Here is a 19,024-nt window from a genome sequence, read left to right on the forward strand (position 1 = left end):
CTAGGGCCTGTCAGGAGATCAGTCGACGCCGCGGGCGCGGTCTTCCTTGAATGTCTTCACGAAATTCTGGAAGGTGCCGGCATCGATGGCGTCGCGCATCTCCTGCATCAGTTGCAGGTAGTAGTGCAGGTTGTGGACCGTATTCATGCGCGCGCCCAGGATTTCGCCGGCACGATGCAGGTGGTGCAGGTAGGCGCGCGAGAAGTTCTTGCAGGCGTAGCAGTCGCAGCTTTCGTCGAAGGGACGGTCATCGTTCTTGTACCTGGCGTTCTTGATCTTGACGTCGCCATAGCGGGTGAAGATCCAGCCATTGCGGGCATTGCGGGTGGGCATGACGCAATCGAACATGTCCACGCCATTGGAGACGCCTTCCACCAGGTCTTCTGGCGTACCCACGCCCATCAGGTAGTGTGGCTTGTCGGCCGGCAGGCGCGGGCCGACGTGTTCCAGCACGCGCATCATGTCTTCCTTGGGCTCGCCCACCGAGAGGCCGCCAATGGCAAAGCCGTCGAAGCCCAGTTCTTCCAGCCCGGCCAGCGATTCATCGCGCAAGCCTTCGAACATACCGCCCTGGACAATGCCGAAGAGCGCATTGGGATTCTCGCCGCGATCGAATTCATCCTTGGAACGCTTGGCCCAGCGCAGCGACATGCGCATGGACTTGCCGGCTTCTTCGCGGGTGGCGGGACGGCCGTCGATCTCGTAGGGCGTGCATTCGTCGAACTGCATGACGATATCCGAATTGAGCACGCGCTGGATCTGCATGGAGATTTCCGGCGAGAGGAACAGGCGGTCACCATTGATGGGAGAAGCGAAGTGCACGCCCTCTTCCGTGATCTTGCGCATCTCGCCCAGGGAAAACACCTGGAAGCCGCCCGAATCGGTCAGGATGGGCTTGTCCCAGCCGATGAACTTGTGCAGGCCGCCGAACTTGCTGACCACTTCCAGCCCCGGGCGCAGCCACAGGTGAAAGGTATTGCCCAGGATGATCTGGGCGTTGATTTCCTTCAGTTCCAGCGGCGACATGGCCTTGACCGAACCATAGGTGCCGACCGGCATGAAGATGGGCGTCTCAACAGTGCCGTGGTTCAGTTTGACGCGGCCGCGGCGGGCTTTACCGTCGGTCTTCAGGAGGGTGAATTCCAGCATGGGGTTCTCTGTTCTTTCCGGGTTTCTCAGGTACGGGTCAGCAGCATGGCATCGCCATAGCTGAAGAAACGATACTTCTGTGCGATGGCGTGCGCATAGGCGGCGCGGATGTGTTCATAGCCCGCGAAGGCAGAGACCAGCATCAGCAGGGTCGACTTGGGCAGGTGGAAGTTGGTCACCAGCTGGTCCACGGTCTTGAAGGTGTAGCCGGGCGTGATGAAGAGTTGCGTGTCATCGCTGCCGGCCTTGAGCTCGCCACTCTGCGAGCCCGACTCCAGCGCGCGCATGCTGGTGGTGCCCACCGCGATCACGCGGCGGCCAGCGGCCTTGGTGGCGCGCACGGCCTCCACCGTTTCGGCCGAGATGGTGTACCACTCGCTGTGCATCTTGTGCTGGGACAGGTCTTCCACCCGCACCGGCTGGAAGGTGCCGGCGCCCACGTGCAGGGTCACGAAGGCTTGCTTGACGCCACGCGTGGCGAGTTGCTCCAGCAGGGTCTGGTCGAAGTGCAGGCCGGCCGTCGGTGCGGCCACTGCGCCGGGCTCTTTGGCGTAGACGGTCTGGTAGCGCGTTTCGTCATAGGCATCGGCCTCGTGGTCGATGTAGGGCGGCAGCGGCAGGCTGCCGTATTGCTCCAGCAATTCGAAGGCATCCTGCGGGAAGTGCAATGTGTAGAATTCGCCGAAACGTTCACCTACGGTCACGTCGAAGGCATCGGCCAGGCGGATGCGGGTGCCCGGTGGCGGCGACTTGGAGGCGCGCACCTGGGCGTGGACGGTACGCGGATCGAGGATGCGCTCGACCAGCGCCTCGATCTTGCCGCCAGTTTCCTTCACCCCGAACAGGCGCGCCTTGATGACGCGGGTATCGTTGAAGACCAGCAGGTCGCCGGGTTGCAGCAGCTCCACGATGTCGGAGAAACGGCGGTCGGTCAGTTGCGCGCCCTGCACCTGCAAGAGGCGCGAAGCGCTGCGCTCGGGCAGCGGGGTCTGGGCGATCAGCTCGGGGGGGAGCTCGAAATCGAAGTCGGAAAGAGAATACATGCTTGCAAAATAATGATGGAGGCAGTGCGTGCGGCGGCGCTCAGGGCGCCTGAGCAGCGGCGCGTCCCGGGCAAGAAGTGTTGCCGGCGGGATTGATACTGTAAATAATCACAGTAAAATAGCGTAACCCGCTATTTTACGCTGTCTGCGCGTTTTTCCCATATGCGCGTGCGACTCGCCCGAATGGCCCTCCGTCCCTATCACGCCGACCGCATGCCCGCTACCGCGAAGAAAACCAGCCCGCCGGCCACGAAGAAGAAAGCCGCATCCGCCGCCAAGCCGGCCGCCAAGCCAGAAAACAAGCTGGCCAAGCTGGGCCTGCACAATGACATGGACCTGGTGTTGCACCTGCCACTGCGCTATGAGGATGAAACTACCCTCATGAGCATCGCCGAAGCCTCCATGCGCGGTTTGCAGACGGTACAGGTGGAAGGCGTGGTGACGTCCTGCGAGGTGCAGTTCCGCCCGCGCCGCCAGTTGATCGTGACCATGGGCGACGACAGCGGCCAGCTCACGCTGCGTTTTCTCAATTTCTACGGCAGCCAGACCAAGCAACTGGCCGAAGGCACGCGTGTGAGGGTACGCGGCGAATTGCGGCACGGCTTTTTCGGGGCCGAGATGGTCCACCCTTCCTACAAGGTGGTCAATGAAGGCGCGCCCTTGCCGGAGGTGCTCACGCCGGTCTACCCGGCCGGTGAAGGGCTCTCGCAAGCCTATCTGCGCAAGGCCATCGCCAATGCCATGAGCCGCCTGGACTGGAGCGACACGCTGCCGCCCTCGATGCTGCAAACCCTCAACCTGGCCGCCTTCGAGCCCTCGGTGCGGCTGCTGCACAATCCGCCGCCGGATGTGGATGAACATGCATTGATCGAACGTTCCCACCCGGCCTGGATCCGCATGAAGTTCGATGAACTGCTGGCCCAGCAACTGTCGTTGAAGCGCGCCCAGGCCGCGCGCCGTGCCAAGACTTCGCGCGCACTGCCAGTGACCGGGCGCATCACCGAGGAACTGACCAAAATCCTGCCCTTCCAGCTGACCGGCGCGCAACAGCGCGTGCTGGAAGAAATCCGCGCCGACCTGCGCCAGTCCTTCCCCATGCAGCGCCTGCTGCAGGGCGACGTCGGCAGCGGCAAGACGGTGGTGGCCGCGCTGGCCGCCGCCCAGGCCATCGACAGCGGTTGCCAGGCGGTGCTGATGGCGCCCACCGAAATCCTGGCCGAACAGCATTTCCGCAAGATCGCCGCCTGGATGGAGCCGCTCAACGTGGGCGTCGCGTGGCTCTCAGGCAGCCAGAAGAAAAAGGAAAAGACCGAAGCCCTGGCCCACATCGAATCCGGCGCGGCGCGTCTGGTCATCGGCACCCATGCGCTGATCCAGGACACGGTGCAGTTCGAGAACCTGGGCCTGGTGATCGTGGACGAGCAGCATCGCTTCGGCGTGGGTCAGCGCCTGGCCTTGCGCAACAAGAGTTTCAATGCCGCCGACCGCGATGCAGCGGCCGTGCCGCACCAGTTGATGATGTCGGCCACGCCCATTCCGCGCACCCTGGCCATGACCTATTACGCCGACCTCGAAGTGTCGGTGATCGACGAATTGCCGCCAGGGCGCTCACCCATCGTCACCCGGGTGATCGACCAGAACCGCCGCGATGAAGTCATCGAGCGGGTGCATGCGGCGGCACTGGAAGGCAAGCAGATTTATTGGGTCTGCCCGCTGATCGAGGAATCCGAAGCCCTGCAATTGCAGACCGCCACCGATACCCACGCCGCCCTCTCGGCGGCGCTGCCTGACCTGCAGATCGGCCTGGTGCACGGCCGCATGAAACCGGTGGAAAAGCAGATCGTGATGGAAGGCTTCAGCCGCGGCGCGATCCACCTGCTGGTGGCCACCACCGTCATCGAAGTCGGCGTGGACGTGCCCAATGCCTCGCTGATGGTAATCGAGCATGCCGAGCGTTTCGGCCTGTCGCAGTTGCACCAGCTGCGCGGACGCGTGGGACGGGGATCAGCGGCCAGCGTCTGCCTGCTGCTGTACCAGGGCCCGCTGGGCGGCACCGCCAAGCAGCGCCTGGCGACCATGCGCGAGACCACCGACGGTTTCGAGATCGCGCGGCGCGACCTGGATATCCGCGGGCCGGGGGAATTCCTTGGAGCAAGGCAATCGGGCGAAGCCATGCTGCGCTTTGCCGATCTGGCAACCGACCAGTGGCTGGTGGAAAAGGCCCGCGATACCGCCCAGGCCCTGCTGCAGCATGCGCCTGACATCGTGGATCGCCATCTGGCGCGCTGGCTCGGGGGACGGGAAGACTTCCTCAAGGTATGAGGCGGCAGAAGGTGGTCAGCAAGAAGGTGCTGGCCGTCGCAGGCTGCGGGACGCCGGCAGAAAAGCTTTCCAGCATGTCTCAGGACGTGGGCCAGCGCAAGGGCTGCAAACCCGAATCAGCAAAATGCCAACCACATTTCCGCAAAAATCGAGAATTTCTTCGCTTTATGTCGATTGACGTACGGCAGTACTGAGTCCAATCTACGGCCCACGAAGAACGGGTTCATCACTCGGCAGCGGACCGCGCACGCTTGTTCCCCGCCGCCCTGCCGTTCTGCCAGGTGACCATCGCTAAACTACAGAAGGCTGAACATTTTGGTTTCCAACCACGATCAACAATTGGCCCGCAGATTGCTCTGTCCCATCTGCCAGAGGGCGCTGACGGCATGCATCTGCCACTGGACCTCTCCCATCGATCACGCCATCGATGTGCTGATCCTGCAGCATCCGCTCGAAGTGAGCAACGCCAAGAACAGCGTGCGCCTGCTGCACCTGAGCCTGCCCTACAGCAAGCTGGTGGTGGGCTCGGTGTTCGATCCCGAGGAACTGCATGCGATGCTGCACGCGCCTTCCCGCCTGCGCAGCGTTTCCCCCAGCGAAACCGTGCATCCCGTGCTGCTCTACACGGATGACGCCTGCACCGCAGAGACGCGCTATTTCGACGCGCGCACCATGATGGTGGACAAGCAGGAACCGCTCAAGCGCATCCGCCTGGTGATCCTCGACGGTACCTGGCGCAAGAGCCGCAAGATGCTGTTCGAAAACCCGATGCTGCAGAGCCTGCCGCGCATGATGCTGATCGACACCCCGACCTCGCGCTACACCATCCGCAAGTCGCACAAGCCCGAGCAACTGGCCACCCTCGAAGCCACCGGCTATGCCTTGATGCAACTGGAGCGCAACAGCGAAAAATATCATCCCCTGCTGACCGCCTTCGACAACTTCGTGCTGCAACAGGGCTACATGCGCATGCACGGACAAGCTACGCGGCGCAGCGAATAGACCTGTGCGGCCGGCCCCGGGGAACCAAACCCGGCCAGCGCTGACCAACCCATCCGGCCGCTGCGTGCGGCCGTTCTTGTTCAGGTGGCGCGGCAATACGCTTATAATTGAACGATTGAGCCCTGGTCATCCTGAACATCTCTGACAAGCGCTGGCGCCCGCCGGCGTCATCCCATCCCTGCGAACAAATCAACACATGAGTTCCGAATTCCTGCAACTGGCTGAAAAAGTCACACAGCTCGCCCAGCTGGCCCAAGGCCTGCGCGAAGAAAATGCCGAGCTGCGCCGGAAAGTCAAACTGCTCTCCGAAGACAACACCACCCTCGCCACCCGTGTGGATCAAGCCTACCAGCGCGTTGCCGCCGTCCTGGCGCAACTGCCGGTAGCCGCCGAGGAAGAAACGGCTGCGGCCGATGAGGAGGCTGCATGAGCACCATCCAGATCAATGCCATGATCATGGGCCAGTCCTACACGCTGGCCTGCCAGGAAGGCGAACAGGCCGCGCTGCATCACGCGGTCGCCTATCTCGACCAGAAGATGCGCGCCATCCGCGACGCCGGCCGCATCAAGGGCACCGACCGTATCGCCGTGATGGCGGGCCTGGGCATCGCTGCCGAGTTGCTGAGCATGCAACGCGCCGAAGGCCCCTTCGCCGGCCTCACCATTGCCCAGTGGCAGCAGCAGATCGCCGCCATCACCGAGGTAGTGGACCAGGCGCTGGCACCCCAGGAAAAACTGTTCTGAGGGTGTCGTCCGCAGACATCCTCGGCACTTGCTGCAAAAAAAATGGCTGCCTCGCGCAGCCATTTTTGCTTCCTTGCCTTGCTCCACTGAGGCATCGAAAATCCGGTTACAAAATCGTGGACTTATTTTCGGCGAAGGTCTTGGAGGAGAACCCTGAATGGGTTAGACTTCGTACTCCTGCCGTGTTCGCGATTGCCATATATTCCTTGAACCATTTACGAGCATAGGCTGTGGGATCGTTCGATGGGCGTGAGCGTCGCTAGTCCGATGAACCCGAAATTGAACTACTGCAGCCAACTTGAACCGTCAGGTTCAGGATGCCGGCACAGCGGCACAGGCGGGACTTGATTCAAGGAAAACGGCTGCATTTGCAGCCGTTTTTTTATGCCTGCTCACCGGGCGAGTTGGTGAGTGAATCAAAAAAGTGCATGCACTCATGCACCCATCCACACTGGCCTCAGCTCTCCCGCTTCTTGGCCGACTTGCGCTCCAGCCCCACTTCATCGATGGCATCCTGGAATTCGGTCACATCCTCGAAGCTCTTGTAGACCGAGGCAAAGCGGATGTAGGCGATCTTGTCCAGACGCTTCAGTTCGCGCATCACCAGCTCCCCCACCTGCCCCGACATCACCTCGCGCTCGCCGCTTTGCAACAGCTTGTCCTGGATGCTCTGGATGGCCATGTCCACCGCCTCGGCCGAGACCGGGCGCTTGCGCAGCGCCAGCATGAGACTGCCGCGCAGCTTGGCCGGATCGAAGTCGGTGCGGCTGCCATTCTTCTTGACGATCACCGGCATGGTCAGCTCGATGCGCTCATAGGTCGTGAAGCGCTTGTCGCAATTTCCGCAGCGGCGGCGGCGACGGATCGAATGGCCGTCCTCGGACAGGCGCGTATCCAGCACCGGGGTGTCTTCGTGATTGCAGAATGGGCACTTCATGGTGGCAGTAATGTGATTGAGCTGGACAATGAGGGCCGAACCCCCGGAACTTCGGTGCTGCAGATCGGGCCGGCCAGGGCGAACCCCGCAGTGTCGCATCGCCGTGCCGCCAGGACCATCGTATGGTAGTGCAGACAACGACGGCGCCCGCAGGAACGGGCGCCGTCAGGACCAACTTTTCAATTTTCCCGATTTTGGCAGGAAACTTCATGCCGGCCCGCAACGGTCCGGCCCTGCCAACGCCAATCAGCCGTAGACCGGGAAGGCGTCGGTCAGCTTCTTCACTTCGGCCTTGACGCGCTCAATGGTGGCGGCGTCGTGCGGGTTGTCCAGCACGTCGGCGATGAGGTTGCCGACCTTCTCGGCTTCGGCTTCCTTGAAACCACGGGTGGTCATGGCCGGGCTGCCCAGACGGATGCCGGAGGTCACGAATGGCTTTTCCGGATCGTTGGGGATGCCGTTCTTGTTGCAGGTCATGTGGGCCGAACCCAGGATGGCTTCGGCTTCCTTGCCGGTCAGGCCCTTCGGACGCAGGTCCACCAGCATCACGTGCGACTCGGTGCCGCCGGAGACGATACGCAAACCACGCGCGATCAGGGTCTTGGCCAGCACGTCGGCGTTCTTCACCACTTGCTGCTGGTAAGCCTTGAATTCCGGCGAAGCCGCTTCCTTGAAGGCCACGGCCTTGGCGGCGATCACGTGCATCAGCGGACCGCCCTGGATGCCGGGGAAGATGGCCGAGTTGATGGCCTTCTCATGCTCGGCCTTCATCAGGATCACGCCACCGCGCGGACCGCGCAGGGACTTGTGGGTGGTCGAGGTCACGAAGTCGGCGAAGGGCACCGGGTTCGGGTACACGCCTGCAGCGATCAGGCCGGCGTAGTGAGCCATGTCGACCATGAAGTAGGCGCCGACTTCCTTGGCAATCTTGGCGAAGCGCTCGAAATCGATGCGCAGCGAGTAGGCGGAGGCGCCAGCGATGATCAGCTTGGGCTTCTTCTCACGGGCCAGGCGTTCCATGGCGTCGTAGTCGATCTCTTCCTTTTCGTTCAGACCGTAGGAAACCACGTTGAACCACTTGCCCGACATGTTCAGCGCCATGCCGTGGGTCAGGTGGCCGCCTTCTGCCAGCGACATGCCCATGATGGTGTCGCCCGGCTTCAACATGGCGAAGAACACGCCCTGATTGGCCTGGGAGCCGGAGTTGGGCTGCACGTTGGCGGCTTCGGCGCCGAACAGGGCCTTCAGGCGGTCGATGGCCAGCTGCTCGGCCACGTCCACGTATTCGCAGCCACCGTAGTAGCGCTTGCCCGGATAGCCTTCGGCGTACTTGTTGGTCAGCTGCGAACCTTGCGCTTCCATCACGGCCGGCGAGGTGTAGTTTTCAGAAGCGATCAGCTCGATGTGATCCTGCTGGCGGGCGTTTTCCTTCTGGATGGCAGACCACAGGTCGGGATCGACTTTTGCGAGAGTCTGGTTCTTGTCAAACATGGTGTTTCTCCAAATTGATGAGCTGCGGCCGAAGATCGTGTCACCGGCAGGATGCGGACATGCCGGTAGCTCGACTTCCGAAATCGAATGAGGGCCAAAAATAGTGTGGGAGTGCGGGCAGCCTCAGTCGTACTGTCCATTCGGCTGCCCAGGCGCACGGCTGTTGAAATCTCACGCTTCCCGATGGATCCCCATCTTGGCCGGTTTTACGCGGCGTTTCGCCAGTCACGTGAGACGAAATGGTGAGCGCATTGTAGTGAAACGGGGCGATTTGGGCAAGAACCATGGCGGCTTCGCAACAGGCCCGCTCCAGGGCGAAATGAAGGAAAAAGCGAGCCCTCCCTCGTAAAAAGCGGCTTTGGGCTACAATTTCGTTTTATTCCCGGCGCCGGCATGAAGGCTTGTGCAGTCTGCGATGCCGCTGCCAGCCCAGCTACCCAACTGCCACACAACAGGAGAATCAAAAGATGGTCGTCTTGATTACCGGAGCAACCGCAGGCTTCGGCGCCGCCATGGCGCGCAAATTTGCCGGCAACGGTCACAAGGTGATCGCCGCCGGTCGCCGCAAGGAACGCCTGGATGATCTGGTCAAGGAGCTGGGCGCCGACAAGATCCTGCCCCTGGTGCTGGATGTGACCAGCAAGGAATCGATCAACGCCGGCCTGGCCAGCCTCTCGGGCGAATGGAAGCAGGTCGACGTGCTCATCAACAACGCCGGCCTGGCCCTGGGTCTGGGCCCGGCCCATGAAGTGGCGCTGTCGGACTGGGAAACCATGATCGATACCAACGTCAAGGGCCTGGTCACCATCACCCACGCCCTGCTGCCGGAAATGGTCAAGCGCGGCAGCGGCACCATCATCAACCTGGGCTCGGTGGCCGGTGCCTATCCCTACCCGGGCGGCAACGTCTACGGCGCCACCAAGGCCTTCGTCGACCAGTTCACCCTGAACCTGCGCGCCGACCTGGTGGGCACCGGCGTACGCGCTACCAACCTGGCCCCCGGCCTGTGCGGCGGCACCGAGTTCTCCAACGTGCGCTTCAAGGGCGATGATGGCGCCGCGGCCAAGGTGTATGAAGGAACGACCCCGCTGACGGCCGAGGACATCGCAGAAGCGGCCTTCTGGGTCGCCACCATGCCCGCCCATGTGAACATCAACTACATGGAACTGATGCCGACCTGCCAGGGCTTCAGCCCCTTCAACATCAAGCGCAAACAGTAAGGGATGGAGTAGAATGGCGTTTTTGCCGACGGCGCCCTGGCGCCGCAAGAACGCCTTCCCTAGCTGATCGCTTGGCTGATTGGCAAGTTCTTCAGGCAGCGGCAGGTCGCCACCCGGTCCGCTTGCTTCCCGGCATCATCCTGGGTCCTTGATTCATTTTTCCTGATTCTTTCTCCGCTGCCACCGCAGATTTCCCAATAACAAGAAGCATATGAGTGCCCCCAGTAGTCCATTCGACTGGAACATCCGGGTCTATTACGAAGATACCGACACCGGAGGCGTGGTCTTCTACGCCAACTACCTGAAGTTCTTCGAGCGCGCCCGGACGGAATGGCTGCGCTCCTTCGGTTTCCAGCAACAACACCTGGCCGAGACCACCGGCGCCCTCTTCGTGGTCAGCAACACCAGCGTCGACTATCTCTCGCCAGCCCGCCTGGACGATGAACTCCGCCTGACCGTCGTGGTCGAAAAACTTCGAAATGCTTCCATGCAATTCATCCAGGAGGCCTGGCGCCTGCCGTCGGGGGACGGCGAACCCAGGCTGCTGGCCCGCGGCAGCATCACCGTCGTCTGCGTGGACCAGGCCACTTTCCGGCCCCGCCCGATTCCTGACGAAGTGCTGACTTGCATCAAGAAGGCCACATGATGTCAACGGAAAAGCTCATCCGCGCCTTTATGGCACTGGGATCCGCGCCTGCCCGCAGGCCGCTCCCGCCGGCTGGGACGATCTGCCGCAGGGAAAACTTCTGTCCGTATTTGCCGTCTTTTGTTTCGTATTGCTTGCACGCCAACTGAACAAAAGATTTTTAACTCTCGACTATCCATCCAAACGCCGCCTCCAAGCCGCCACACTTTCCCATGAATGTCACACAAGACCTGTCCTTCATTTCACTGATCGCAAACGCGTCCGTCCTGGTGCAACTGGTGATGTTGCTGCTGTTGTCGGCCTCGGTCACCAGCTGGACCTACATCTTCCGCAAGATGTTCACCATCCGCTCGGCCCGTGTGCAGACCGAGGAATTCGAGCGCGTCTTCTGGTCCGGCGGCAACCTGTCGGCGCTGTACCAGGATGCCCTGTCCAACCGCCGCAAGGCCGGCGGCGCCGGTGGCGCGCTGGAACGCATCTTCCAGGCCGGCATGGGTGAATTCACCAAGGCCAAGGCCTCGGTGGCGGCCCGTGGCGGTGCGGTCGATCCCGGCCTGCTGCTGGACGGCGCCCGCCGCGCCATGCGCGCGGCCTACCAGCGCGAGATGGATGCACTGGAATCGCACCTGGCCTTCCTGGCGTCGGTGGGTTCGGTGTCTCCCTACGTGGGCCTGTTCGGCACCGTCTGGGGCATCATGAACGCCTTCCGCGGCCTGGCCAACGTGCAGCAGGCCACCCTGGCCGCAGTGGCCCCCGGCATTGCCGAAGCCCTGATTGCGACTGCCATCGGCCTGTTCGCGGCGATCCCGGCGGTGGTGGCCTACAACCGCTATTCGCACGATATCGACCGTCTGGCGATCCGCTTCGAAAGCTTCATCGAAGAGTTCTCCAACATCTTGCAACGTCAGGCACGCTAATGGCTGGCTCATCGATGCGCGGGGGCCGTCCCCGCAAGTTCAAGTCCGAAATCAACGTCGTGCCCTACATCGACGTGATGCTGGTGCTGCTCATCATCTTCATGGTGGCCACGCCCATCACCAATCCCAGCGTGATCAACCTGCCCACGGCGGGCAAGTCCACGCAGCCGCCGTCGGACTACATCGAGATCGCCCTGAAGCCCAACGCCCAGGCCACCATCCGCATCAACGGCCCCAAGAGCGGCGGCAAGAAGGCCGAGACCGTGACCGGCAAGACCGACCTGGCCGAACGCCTGCGCCAGTTGCATGAAGACAATCCCGACCTGGCGGTGATGATTTCGGCCGACAAGGACATCAAGTACGACGACGTGGTGCAGGTCATCTCGGAAGCCAAGAAACAAGGAATCGCGCGGGTCGGCCTGGCCACCAAGTAAGCGCACAGCCGAGTGATATGAGCGATAACGCACACTACACCATCCCCAAGCCGCCCGGCCGCTGGCGCGCCATCACGCTGGCGCTGGTGATGCACGTGGCCTTGTTCCTGTTCTTCTGGATCGGCATCCGCTGGCAGAGCGAAACGCCGCTGACGGTGGAAGCCGAGATCTGGGATCCGCAATACAAGGAAGCCGCACCGCTGCCCACGCCGCCGCAACCGGAGCCGCAGCCGGTCGTGGTCGAGCCGCCGCAACCGCAACCCCAGCCGCAGCCTGAACCCAAGCCCGTTCCGCCCAAGGTGATCGACGAACCCAAGGTCGAGAAACCCGATATCGCCTTGCAGAAGGAGAAGGAAAAGAAGCGCAAGGAAGAGCAGGAAAAGCAGCAGCGCCTGGAACAGGAAAAGGCCGACAAGCTCAAGGCCGAGAAGGAAAAGGCCGACCGCGAGAAGAAGGAGCAGGCCGAGAAGGACAAGGCTGAGCGCGAGAAGAAGGAAAAGCGGGAAGCCGACAAGCAGAAGAAGCTCAAGGAAGAAAAGCAGAAGGAAGAAGAAGCCAGGAAGAAGGCCGACGCCGAGAAGCAGGCTGCCGACAAGAAGAAGCAGCAGCAAGCCGCAGCCGACGCCAAGGCCGCTGAACAGCGTCGCCAGGAAGACTTGAAGCGCATGATGGGCCAGGCTACCAGCGCCACCGGTGGCACCGGCACGGCCGAGAAATCGCAGGGTCCGAAGGGTAGCCCCAACTATGCCAACAAGCTGCGCGCGAAGATCCGTGCCAACACGCTCTTCGACAACAGCGACGTCAGCGGAAACCCTGCCGGGGAGTACACTGTCGAATTGTTCCCGGACGGGACCGTGCGCAGCGTGCGTGTGAACAAGCCTTCAGGTGTCCCGGGCTTCGATGAAGCCGTGCGTAGTGCCATCATGAAGTCTCAGCCCTTCCCGGCCGACACGGATGGCAAGGTACCGTCCAGCTTCACATTCACCCATTATCCGAAAGATCAGTAAACGATGATTAAAGCCCGTTACCTGACCCTGAACCTGACGCGTATCGCCGCTGCCACCGTGGCGGTGGCCGGCCTGTCCTTCGCCCCGGCCTCGCAGGCGCAGCTGCGCTTCGAGATCACCGGCGTGGGCGCCTCGCAGATTCCGGTGGCCATCACCGCCTTCCCCGGCGAAGAAACCGCGCCGCAGCAGATCACCCCGGTGGTCAAGGCCGACCTGGCCCGCAGTGGCGTCTTCAAGCTGATCGACAATGGCGATGCGCTCTCTGACTCCTCGGCCATCAACTATGCCGACTGGCAAAAGCGCGGTGCCAATGCGCTGGCCGTGGGTAGCGTCACGCGCCTGGCCGATGGCCGCTTCGACGTGCGCTATCGCCTCTTCGACACGGTGCAGTCGACCCAGCTCTCGGCGCTGTCCATCGGTGCCCAGCCGCAACTGCTGCGCCTGACCGCGCACAAGATCGCCGACGACATCTACCAGAAGCTGACCGGCATCCCCGGCATCTTCTCCACCCGCATTTCTTACGTCACCAAGTCCGGCAACGAATACCGCCTGGAAGTGGCCGATGCCGATGGCGAAGGCACGCAGGTGGCGCTGCGCTCCAACGAGCCGATCATCTCGCCGTCCTGGTCGCCCGATGGCACCAAGGTCGCCTACGTCTCCTTCGAGATGAAGAAGCCGGTGGTCTACATCCAGAACCTGGTGACGCGCCAGCGTTCCATCGTGGCCAACTTCAAGGGCAGCAACTCGGCCCCGGCCTGGTCGCCGGACGGCTCGCGCCTGGCCGTGGCCCTGACGCGCGATGGCCTGACCCAGGTCTACATCATCAATGCCGATGGTTCCGGCCTGCGCCGCCTGACCAACAGTGCCGGCATCGATACCGAACCGCAGTTTTCGCCCGATGGCGGCAGCATCTACTTCACCAGCGACCGCAGCGGTGGCCCGCAGGTGTACAAGGTGGGCCTGGATGGCGGCTCGCCCCAGCGCGTCACCTTCAATGGCAGCTACAACATCAGCCCGCGCATTTCGCCTGATGGCAAGACGCTGGCCTTCATCTCCCGTCGCGACGGCCTGTTCCAGCTGTATGCACTGGACCTGACCAATGGCCAGGAGATTCGCCTCTCCGACGGCAGCCGCGACCAGTCGCCCAGCTTTGCGCCCAACGGCAAATACATCATGTACGCGACGGAATCTGGTCGTCGCGGATCCCTGGCCGTCGTTTCTACCGACGGTCGAATCAAACAGCGTCTGACGACGCAGGCCGGTGATATCAGGGAACCGACCTGGGGTCCGTTCATGAAATAAAGAAATCCAATATTGCTTTCATCACGACAAGGAGAAATCCAAAATGCGCACTATCAGTACCTTCGCCCTCATCGTCTCCAGCGCTGTTCTGCTGGCCGCCTGCTCGTCGACCAAGCTGGACGACAAGGCCAATGCCCCCGTGCAGACCGGCGCCAGCAACGGCGCTGACACCCGCACCGTGGGCACCGTCAACGCCGGTTCCGTTGACCCGCTGAACGACCCGCAAGGCGTGCTGGCCAAGCGTAGCGTGTACTTCGACTACGACAGCTACACCGTCAAGCCGGAATACCGTACCGTCATCGAAAACCACGCCAAGTACCTGGTGGCCCACAAGGATCGCAAGGTCATCATCCAAGGCAACACCGACGATCGCGGTGGCGCCGAATACAACCTGGCCCTGGGCCAGAAGCGTGCTGAAGCCGTCCGCAAGGCCCTGGTCCTGCTGGGCGTGTCGGACGCACAAGTGGAAGCGGTTTCCTTCGGCAAGGAAAAGCCGAAGGCACTGGGCCAGGATGAAGCGGCCTACGCTGAAAACCGTCGCGCTGACATCGCTTACCAATAATCGTCATGCATACCGCTTTCAAACTGAAATCGGTAACCGTGGCGGCCATGCTGGCCGCCACGGCTTTCTTACCGCTTACCGCCCGAGCCGGCCTGTTTGATGATGACGAGGCGCGCAAGGCCATCCTGGACATGCGTTCCAAGATCGAAGCCCTGCAGCGTGACGTCGCCAACAAGGCTGACAAGAACAGTGTCCTGACGCTCTCGGACCGCAACGACAACCTGCAATCCCAGATTGCGGCGCTGCGCGGCCAGATCGAGGTACTGACCAACGAGATTACCAACGCCCAGCAACGCCAGAAGGATTTCTACGTCGACCTGGACGCGCGCCTGCGCAAGCTGGAGCCGCAACAGGTGCAGGTGGATGGCCAGACGGTCGCTGTAGGCGTGTCCGAACAGCAGGCCTATGATGCAGCGCTGTCGCAATTCAAGGGCGGCGACTACAAGGGTGCGGCCAACGCCTTTGCCGACTTCCTGAAGCGCTATCCGCAATCCGGCTATGCCGCCTCGGCGCAATACTGGCAAGGCAATGCCCTGTACGCCCAGCGCGACTACAAAGGCGCCATCGCGGCGCAGCAGGTGGTGGTGAAGAATTATCCGGACAACCCCAAGGCGGCCGACGCCCTGCTCAACATCGCCAGTTCGCAAGCTGAACTGAAAGACAAGGCAGCGGCCAAGAAGACTTTGGAACAGTTGATCGCCAAGTACCCGAACACTCCTGCCGCCCAGACCGGCAAGGACAGGATGGCCTCGCTCAAGTAAGCGAAGCTGGCGGATGTTGTGGTGTTACACGCGATGGCGGATGGTTTGTGCCGCCTTAGTGTTGACACTGCCGATAGAGTTTGCCTATAATAGCGGTCTTTCGGGTCGTTAGCTCAGTTGGTAGAGCAGCGGACTTTTAATCCGTTGGTCGCAGGTTCGAGTCCCGCACGGCCTACCACGAATTTGCAGTAGAAAAAAAGCACTTACGAGAAATCGGGGTGCTTTTTTTTCGTCCATACACAGCTAAATTGCTGGAATCCGCGCAACTTGGAAATTCGTCACTCGGCGGTGCTCTACCCGTCCTGGTTCACTCTGGTAAAAAAGAGGCAACGCATTTCGGTAAATGCCCCCTCCTGATTCATCAAAGTCCCGATACGACGTTGTGATGGATGAGGTGTTACCTGTATGCTGGAATCTTCCATATTAAGACATAGGAATCAAACTCATATGTTTGTCGCGAAGCTAAAATCCATCGGGCATTGTTTTTGTTTCGGGGTGATGTTCCTGATACTCGGTTCCACGTCATTTGCCCAGCAACCACCTGCCCCACCGCCGAAAGAAAACGGGAAGAATCTCGACAATCGCCCTCCAGGTGGTCATGACCCACAAAAAGAGGATGAGATTCGGCTCAAGAGACAGGCCGAGCTACAAGAAAAACTGAAACTGTCCACAGAGCAAAAAGCGGCATGGCTTGGCTTCATACAGTCATTGAGACCAGACAACGCTCGTGCCGAAGCCCAAGCAAGCAATCTTTCCGCAATTGAACGCACGGAGCGGGAGCTCACCATCGCCAAGAAGCGTCAAACGGATTTGGAGAGAAAGCTCTCTTCTCTTCGAAAACTTTACGGAATGCTCTCTGCCGAGCAAAAACGCCTTTTCGATCAACAATTTCCGGCAATAGATGACCAGTTCGCGGGTGGGAAATTTGGTCCGCCGCCGCTGCCCTGATTCTCTGGCAAGGCAAGTACGGGCGAGTAAGCGAGACAGCATACCGAGCCAGAAGCAGTCTTGGAGAGAATGAGTCGAGTTGTGCCGTGGGATCACCTACCGGTGGCGGAAACCGAACAGACAGAGGATCTGAAGTTTCACTGACCTGCTCCTCGTGCCTTATTGAGCTCGTCCTGCCTTATTGTTCTCCCCGATGACCACGCCCCTTCCTTGATTTTTCCCATGCCGAGGCCCCGGCGCGTTTGGCAGTTTACTCACCCAGAACCTGTTTCGGTGTCTTGCATTGCCTCTCAACGCGTATATCGCCTTCGCTCAAGTCTTCCGCGACTGGCACGCGGGCACCCACCCGCGTCCCGCCCCTCAGAAATGCTTGGTCACCGCCAGATATACCCCTCGCCGCTGCCCATACTGCGGCGCCCCCACCCCGATCCCGCTGCCATCGCGGATTTCGTAAACCGCATCCAGCACGTTGATGGCACTCAGGCGCACCGTCGCATGACCAATCGGCGAATCCCTGAACTCATGCGCCACCGACAAATTGACGCTGGTGTAATACGGCAGATGATCGGTATTGGCAAAACCGCTGCGCAAGCCGCTACCCGAGACTACGCTGCCGCTATAGGTGGTGTCGTGATAAACATAGGACGCCCCGGCCGATACCGTGATCGCCTGATCGTGATCCAGATGAACCCAGTGGTTGGCAATGTAGTTGAGTTCATCCTGGCTGAAATTGTATTGGCTCGATGAGATGTTCTTGCCCAGCGCAGTAGCGCGAGCCAGGTTGAAATATGCCGCCAGATCATCCTTGCGATAGTTCAGCGTCAGCTCCACGCCATAGATCTTCCCCTGCGAATAATTGAACGGCGTATAGAGCAGCGCAGAACCAAACTGCCCTTCATCGAGCAGGTTGGTGATCTGCTTGTAATAGCCATCCACACCCAGCGTCAGCTGATTGGTCAGCTTGTGGCTCACTCCCAGGTCATAGGTATTGGACCGCTCCGGCTGCACTGCATCGTTGCCACTGGTCGGCGGTGCACCAGTCGTGTTGGCAAAGTTGTTGATGGTGCTGGCCGCAATCAGTTCGCTGGTGGGCGGCGTGAAGTAGCGGGCATAGCCGGCGTGCAAGGTGGTGCGCTCATTGAGCTGATACACCACGCCGATGCGCGGGCTCAACTGGCTGCCGGTGACGTAGGCATTCAACTCGTCGAAGCGGGCACCGTAATTGAGCGTCAGCGCGTCCGTGATCTTCCATTCGTCCTGCAGATAGACACCCACTTCGGTGGTGATCTTGCGATTGCCATCGCTGATCGCAATGGGCGTGTCGCTGCTCTGGTTGCCATTGGCATCGGTCGGCAAGGTCAGGGATTGATCGCTGTTGGTCAGGGTTTCGCGGGTATAGGAAATGCCGCTGCGCAAGGTATGGCGGTCATTGAGACGATAGCTGCCATCGGCCTGCAAGCCATTGGCCAGGCCCGCGCGCGCGACCTTGGTCGATACGCCGGTGTACATCAGGTCCCCCAGCGTGTCCGGCTGGAACTTCACGCTGGTATAGCGGCTGAAGGCGGCGATCTGGTAATCGATGTCCTCGCCGATCACGCCCTGCAGCGACAGGATGCCGTAGCGGGTGATTTCATCCTGGGTTTCATTCAGGTTCTCGGACGCGACATTGCCACCCGCGACATTGAAACTCGGCGTCTGCCCCGCCGTATTGGGAATCTGGAAGTGACTGTTGGTATTGGCCAGGATCAGGCTCAGGCGCGTATCAGGATTGATCAGATAGGAGAAATACCCGAACGCCTTGCTCTGGGTGGTGCGGTCATGCAATGCCGAGGAAGAACCGGTGGGATTTTCGATCCCCAGATTGTTGGCATCCAGCGAACCGGTGACGTAATAACTGATGCCGTTGACGACGCCATTGGCCTGGCCATTGACCTGGCGCGTGTTGTTGCTGCCCATGACCACGCCGATATCCCCGCCCGGTGTCAGGCCGGCAGTCTTGGTATGGATATCAACGATGCCGGCGGTGCGATAGCCGTATTGCGCCGGCAGCGCACCGGTGAGCAGGTTGACGCTATCGACGAAGCGGGTATCCAGCGTTTGTCCAAACCCGGAAATGCTTTCCGGCAGCAGGATGCCGTTGAGACGATATTGCAGGTTGGCATGGTCGCCCCGCACGTGCAACTGGCCATACGAATCCTGCGCCACGCCCGGTGCTTGCAGCAGCAAGTCATTGAAGGGCGTGTTCTCTCCCTGCGGCAAGGCCTGGATATCCTTTTGGCCGATGTGATAAGCGCTGCTGCCGGTCTCGACCAGGATGCCATTGCGGGCCCGGTCAAGGCGTTCGGAAGAAACCGAAATGGTGGGCAGTGCAGCGGTGCTGCCCGAGGAATCCGCCGTGTCTTGCACGTCGGTGCCACTGGATGGCGTAGTCGAAACGGATTGCGCACAGGCAGGCAGCGAAAGGGTGCCGTAGGCAAGGGCGATCAGCGTGCTCAGCGCGCTGAGCCGCAAGAGATTGAAATGCATGAGGGTTTCCCAA

Annotated in this window: 19 protein-coding genes, 1 tRNA gene, 1 other RNA gene and 1 riboswitch; of the genes, 16 read left to right on the forward strand and 5 right to left on the reverse strand. The window is 61.0% G+C overall.

Annotation, left to right across the window (positions count from 1 at the left end; translation table 11 throughout):
* Positions 1–18 precede the first annotated feature (18 nt).
* Entirely contained in the window at positions 19–1,149 is a 1,131-nt protein-coding gene (gene tgt, locus ACVC5H_RS19785) for a tRNA guanosine(34) transglycosylase Tgt (RefSeq protein WP_489619458.1), read from the reverse strand.
* Between the two features lie 26 nt (positions 1,150–1,175).
* Entirely contained in the window at positions 1,176–2,192 is a 1,017-nt protein-coding gene (gene queA, locus ACVC5H_RS19790) for a tRNA preQ1(34) S-adenosylmethionine ribosyltransferase-isomerase QueA (RefSeq protein WP_489619459.1), read from the reverse strand.
* A gap of 213 nt (positions 2,193–2,405) precedes the next feature.
* On the opposite strand from queA, the gene recG reads away from it, so the two are divergent.
* The 6 genes from recG (at position 2,406) to ssrS (ending at position 6,608) form a co-directional block, all read left to right on the forward strand.
* Positions 2,406–4,514: an ATP-dependent DNA helicase RecG gene (recG, locus tag ACVC5H_RS19795; protein WP_489622733.1), complete on the forward strand. Its 2,109-nt coding sequence runs from the start codon at positions 2,406–2,408 to the stop codon at positions 4,512–4,514.
* A gap of 11 nt (positions 4,515–4,525) precedes the next feature.
* On the forward strand, positions 4,526–4,708 hold the full coding sequence (locus ACVC5H_RS19800) for a hypothetical protein (protein WP_489619460.1): 183 nt from the start codon (positions 4,526–4,528) through the stop codon (positions 4,706–4,708).
* 121 nt (positions 4,709–4,829) lie between these two features.
* A complete protein-coding gene (locus ACVC5H_RS19805) occupies positions 4,830–5,516 on the forward strand; it encodes a tRNA-uridine aminocarboxypropyltransferase (protein ID WP_489619461.1) in 687 nt (228 codons plus the stop codon).
* A gap of 196 nt (positions 5,517–5,712) precedes the next feature.
* A complete protein-coding gene (locus ACVC5H_RS19810) occupies positions 5,713–5,946 on the forward strand; it encodes a DUF904 domain-containing protein (protein WP_489619462.1) in 234 nt (77 codons plus the stop codon).
* Positions 5,943–6,260 (forward strand): cell division protein ZapA, encoded by a 318-nt coding sequence (locus tag ACVC5H_RS19815; RefSeq protein WP_034330349.1) that lies wholly within the window; start codon positions 5,943–5,945, stop codon positions 6,258–6,260. The genes ACVC5H_RS19810 and ACVC5H_RS19815 overlap by 4 nt, the downstream gene beginning before the upstream one ends.
* A 171-nt stretch (positions 6,261–6,431) precedes the next feature.
* Positions 6,432–6,608: non-coding RNA, 6S RNA (gene ssrS, locus ACVC5H_RS19820), on the forward strand.
* Between the two features lie 109 nt (positions 6,609–6,717).
* Here the strand turns inward: ssrS and nrdR are convergent.
* Together nrdR and glyA are read right to left on the reverse strand one after the other, a co-directional pair.
* Entirely contained in the window at positions 6,718–7,197 is a 480-nt protein-coding gene (gene nrdR, locus ACVC5H_RS19825) for a transcriptional regulator NrdR (protein ID WP_489619463.1), read from the reverse strand.
* Positions 7,198–7,443: 246 nt separating this feature from the next.
* The gene (glyA, locus tag ACVC5H_RS19830) at positions 7,444–8,688 is read right to left on the reverse strand and encodes a serine hydroxymethyltransferase (RefSeq protein ID WP_489619464.1); all 1,245 of its coding nucleotides are present in this window, start codon (positions 8,686–8,688) and stop codon (positions 7,444–7,446) included.
* A gap of 139 nt (positions 8,689–8,827) precedes the next feature.
* A riboswitch (ZMP/ZTP riboswitch) is annotated at positions 8,828–8,927 on the reverse strand.
* A 228-nt stretch (positions 8,928–9,155) separates the two neighbouring features.
* Here glyA and ACVC5H_RS19835 point away from each other — a divergent pair.
* The 10 genes from ACVC5H_RS19835 to ACVC5H_RS19880 all read left to right on the forward strand — a co-directional run bounded on the left by ACVC5H_RS19835 (position 9,156) and on the right by ACVC5H_RS19880 (position 16,485).
* A complete protein-coding gene (locus ACVC5H_RS19835; RefSeq protein WP_489619465.1) occupies positions 9,156–9,908 on the forward strand; it encodes an SDR family oxidoreductase in 753 nt (250 codons plus the stop codon).
* A 211-nt stretch (positions 9,909–10,119) separates the two neighbouring features.
* Entirely contained in the window at positions 10,120–10,554 is a 435-nt protein-coding gene (gene ybgC, locus ACVC5H_RS19840; RefSeq protein WP_489619466.1) for a tol-pal system-associated acyl-CoA thioesterase, read from the forward strand.
* Positions 10,555–10,766: 212 nt separating this feature from the next.
* Positions 10,767–11,471, forward strand: a complete 705-nt coding sequence (gene tolQ / locus ACVC5H_RS19845) for a protein TolQ (protein ID WP_008326550.1) — start codon at positions 10,767–10,769, stop codon at positions 11,469–11,471.
* Positions 11,471–11,905 (forward strand): ExbD/TolR family protein, encoded by a 435-nt coding sequence (locus tag ACVC5H_RS19850; protein ID WP_017453098.1) that lies wholly within the window; start codon positions 11,471–11,473, stop codon positions 11,903–11,905. Before tolQ ends, ACVC5H_RS19850 begins: the two co-directional genes overlap by 1 nt.
* A 17-nt stretch (positions 11,906–11,922) precedes the next feature.
* A complete protein-coding gene (tolA, locus tag ACVC5H_RS19855; RefSeq protein WP_489619467.1) occupies positions 11,923–12,912 on the forward strand; it encodes a cell envelope integrity protein TolA in 990 nt (329 codons plus the stop codon).
* A 3-nt stretch (positions 12,913–12,915) separates the two neighbouring features.
* Positions 12,916–14,214: a Tol-Pal system beta propeller repeat protein TolB gene (gene tolB, locus ACVC5H_RS19860; protein WP_489619468.1), complete on the forward strand. Its 1,299-nt coding sequence runs from the start codon at positions 12,916–12,918 to the stop codon at positions 14,212–14,214.
* A gap of 43 nt (positions 14,215–14,257) precedes the next feature.
* Positions 14,258–14,776 (forward strand): peptidoglycan-associated lipoprotein Pal, encoded by a 519-nt coding sequence (gene pal / locus ACVC5H_RS19865; protein WP_338718391.1) that lies wholly within the window; start codon positions 14,258–14,260, stop codon positions 14,774–14,776.
* A 5-nt stretch (positions 14,777–14,781) separates the two neighbouring features.
* The gene (gene ybgF, locus ACVC5H_RS19870; RefSeq protein WP_489619469.1) at positions 14,782–15,537 is read left to right on the forward strand and encodes a tol-pal system protein YbgF; all 756 of its coding nucleotides are present in this window, start codon (positions 14,782–14,784) and stop codon (positions 15,535–15,537) included.
* A gap of 102 nt (positions 15,538–15,639) precedes the next feature.
* Positions 15,640–15,715, forward strand: a tRNA-Lys gene (locus ACVC5H_RS19875).
* 227 nt (positions 15,716–15,942) lie between these two features.
* Positions 15,943–16,485, forward strand: coding sequence for a hypothetical protein (locus tag ACVC5H_RS19880; RefSeq protein WP_489619470.1), 543 nt, complete (start codon positions 15,943–15,945; stop codon positions 16,483–16,485).
* A gap of 360 nt (positions 16,486–16,845) precedes the next feature.
* Here the strand turns inward: ACVC5H_RS19880 and ACVC5H_RS19885 are convergent, their stop codons facing one another.
* Positions 16,846–19,011 carry a TonB-dependent receptor gene (locus ACVC5H_RS19885; RefSeq protein ID WP_489619471.1) on the reverse strand — a complete coding sequence of 722 codons (2,166 nt, stop codon included), beginning with the start codon at positions 19,009–19,011 and terminating at the stop codon, positions 16,846–16,848.
* Positions 19,012–19,024: the final 13 nt, after the last annotated feature.

The sequence above is a fragment of the Herbaspirillum sp. Her3 genome, assembly GCF_057961275.1.

Excerpts from the sequence above, each read along its gene's own strand:
- ybgF (WP_489619469.1), top strand. The coding sequence starts at position 14,782 with ATGCATACCGCTTTCAAACTGAAATCGGTAACCGTGGCGGCCATGCTG.
- ybgC (WP_489619466.1), top strand. The coding sequence starts at position 10,120 with ATGAGTGCCCCCAGTAGTCCATTCGACTGGAACATCCGGGTCTATTAC.
- ACVC5H_RS19835 (WP_489619465.1), top strand. The coding sequence starts at position 9,156 with ATGGTCGTCTTGATTACCGGAGCAACCGCAGGCTTCGGCGCCGCCATG.
- ACVC5H_RS19810 (WP_489619462.1), top strand. The coding sequence starts at position 5,713 with ATGAGTTCCGAATTCCTGCAACTGGCTGAAAAAGTCACACAGCTCGCC.
- tgt (WP_489619458.1), bottom strand. The coding sequence starts at position 1,149 with ATGCTGGAATTCACCCTCCTGAAGACCGACGGTAAAGCCCGCCGCGGC.
- ACVC5H_RS19885 (WP_489619471.1), bottom strand. The coding sequence starts at position 19,011 with ATGCATTTCAATCTCTTGCGGCTCAGCGCGCTGAGCACGCTGATCGCC.
- ACVC5H_RS19880 (WP_489619470.1), top strand. The coding sequence starts at position 15,943 with ATGCTGGAATCTTCCATATTAAGACATAGGAATCAAACTCATATGTTT.
- ACVC5H_RS19815 (WP_034330349.1), top strand. The coding sequence starts at position 5,943 with ATGAGCACCATCCAGATCAATGCCATGATCATGGGCCAGTCCTACACG.
- nrdR (WP_489619463.1), bottom strand. The coding sequence starts at position 7,197 with ATGAAGTGCCCATTCTGCAATCACGAAGACACCCCGGTGCTGGATACG.
- queA (WP_489619459.1), bottom strand. The coding sequence starts at position 2,192 with ATGTATTCTCTTTCCGACTTCGATTTCGAGCTCCCCCCCGAGCTGATC.
- recG (WP_489622733.1), top strand. The coding sequence starts at position 2,406 with ATGCCCGCTACCGCGAAGAAAACCAGCCCGCCGGCCACGAAGAAGAAA.
- tolB (WP_489619468.1), top strand. The coding sequence starts at position 12,916 with ATGATTAAAGCCCGTTACCTGACCCTGAACCTGACGCGTATCGCCGCT.
- tolA (WP_489619467.1), top strand. The coding sequence starts at position 11,923 with ATGAGCGATAACGCACACTACACCATCCCCAAGCCGCCCGGCCGCTGG.
- tolQ (WP_008326550.1), top strand. The coding sequence starts at position 10,767 with ATGAATGTCACACAAGACCTGTCCTTCATTTCACTGATCGCAAACGCG.
- glyA (WP_489619464.1), bottom strand. The coding sequence starts at position 8,688 with ATGTTTGACAAGAACCAGACTCTCGCAAAAGTCGATCCCGACCTGTGG.
- ACVC5H_RS19850 (WP_017453098.1), top strand. The coding sequence starts at position 11,471 with ATGGCTGGCTCATCGATGCGCGGGGGCCGTCCCCGCAAGTTCAAGTCC.
- pal (WP_338718391.1), top strand. The coding sequence starts at position 14,258 with ATGCGCACTATCAGTACCTTCGCCCTCATCGTCTCCAGCGCTGTTCTG.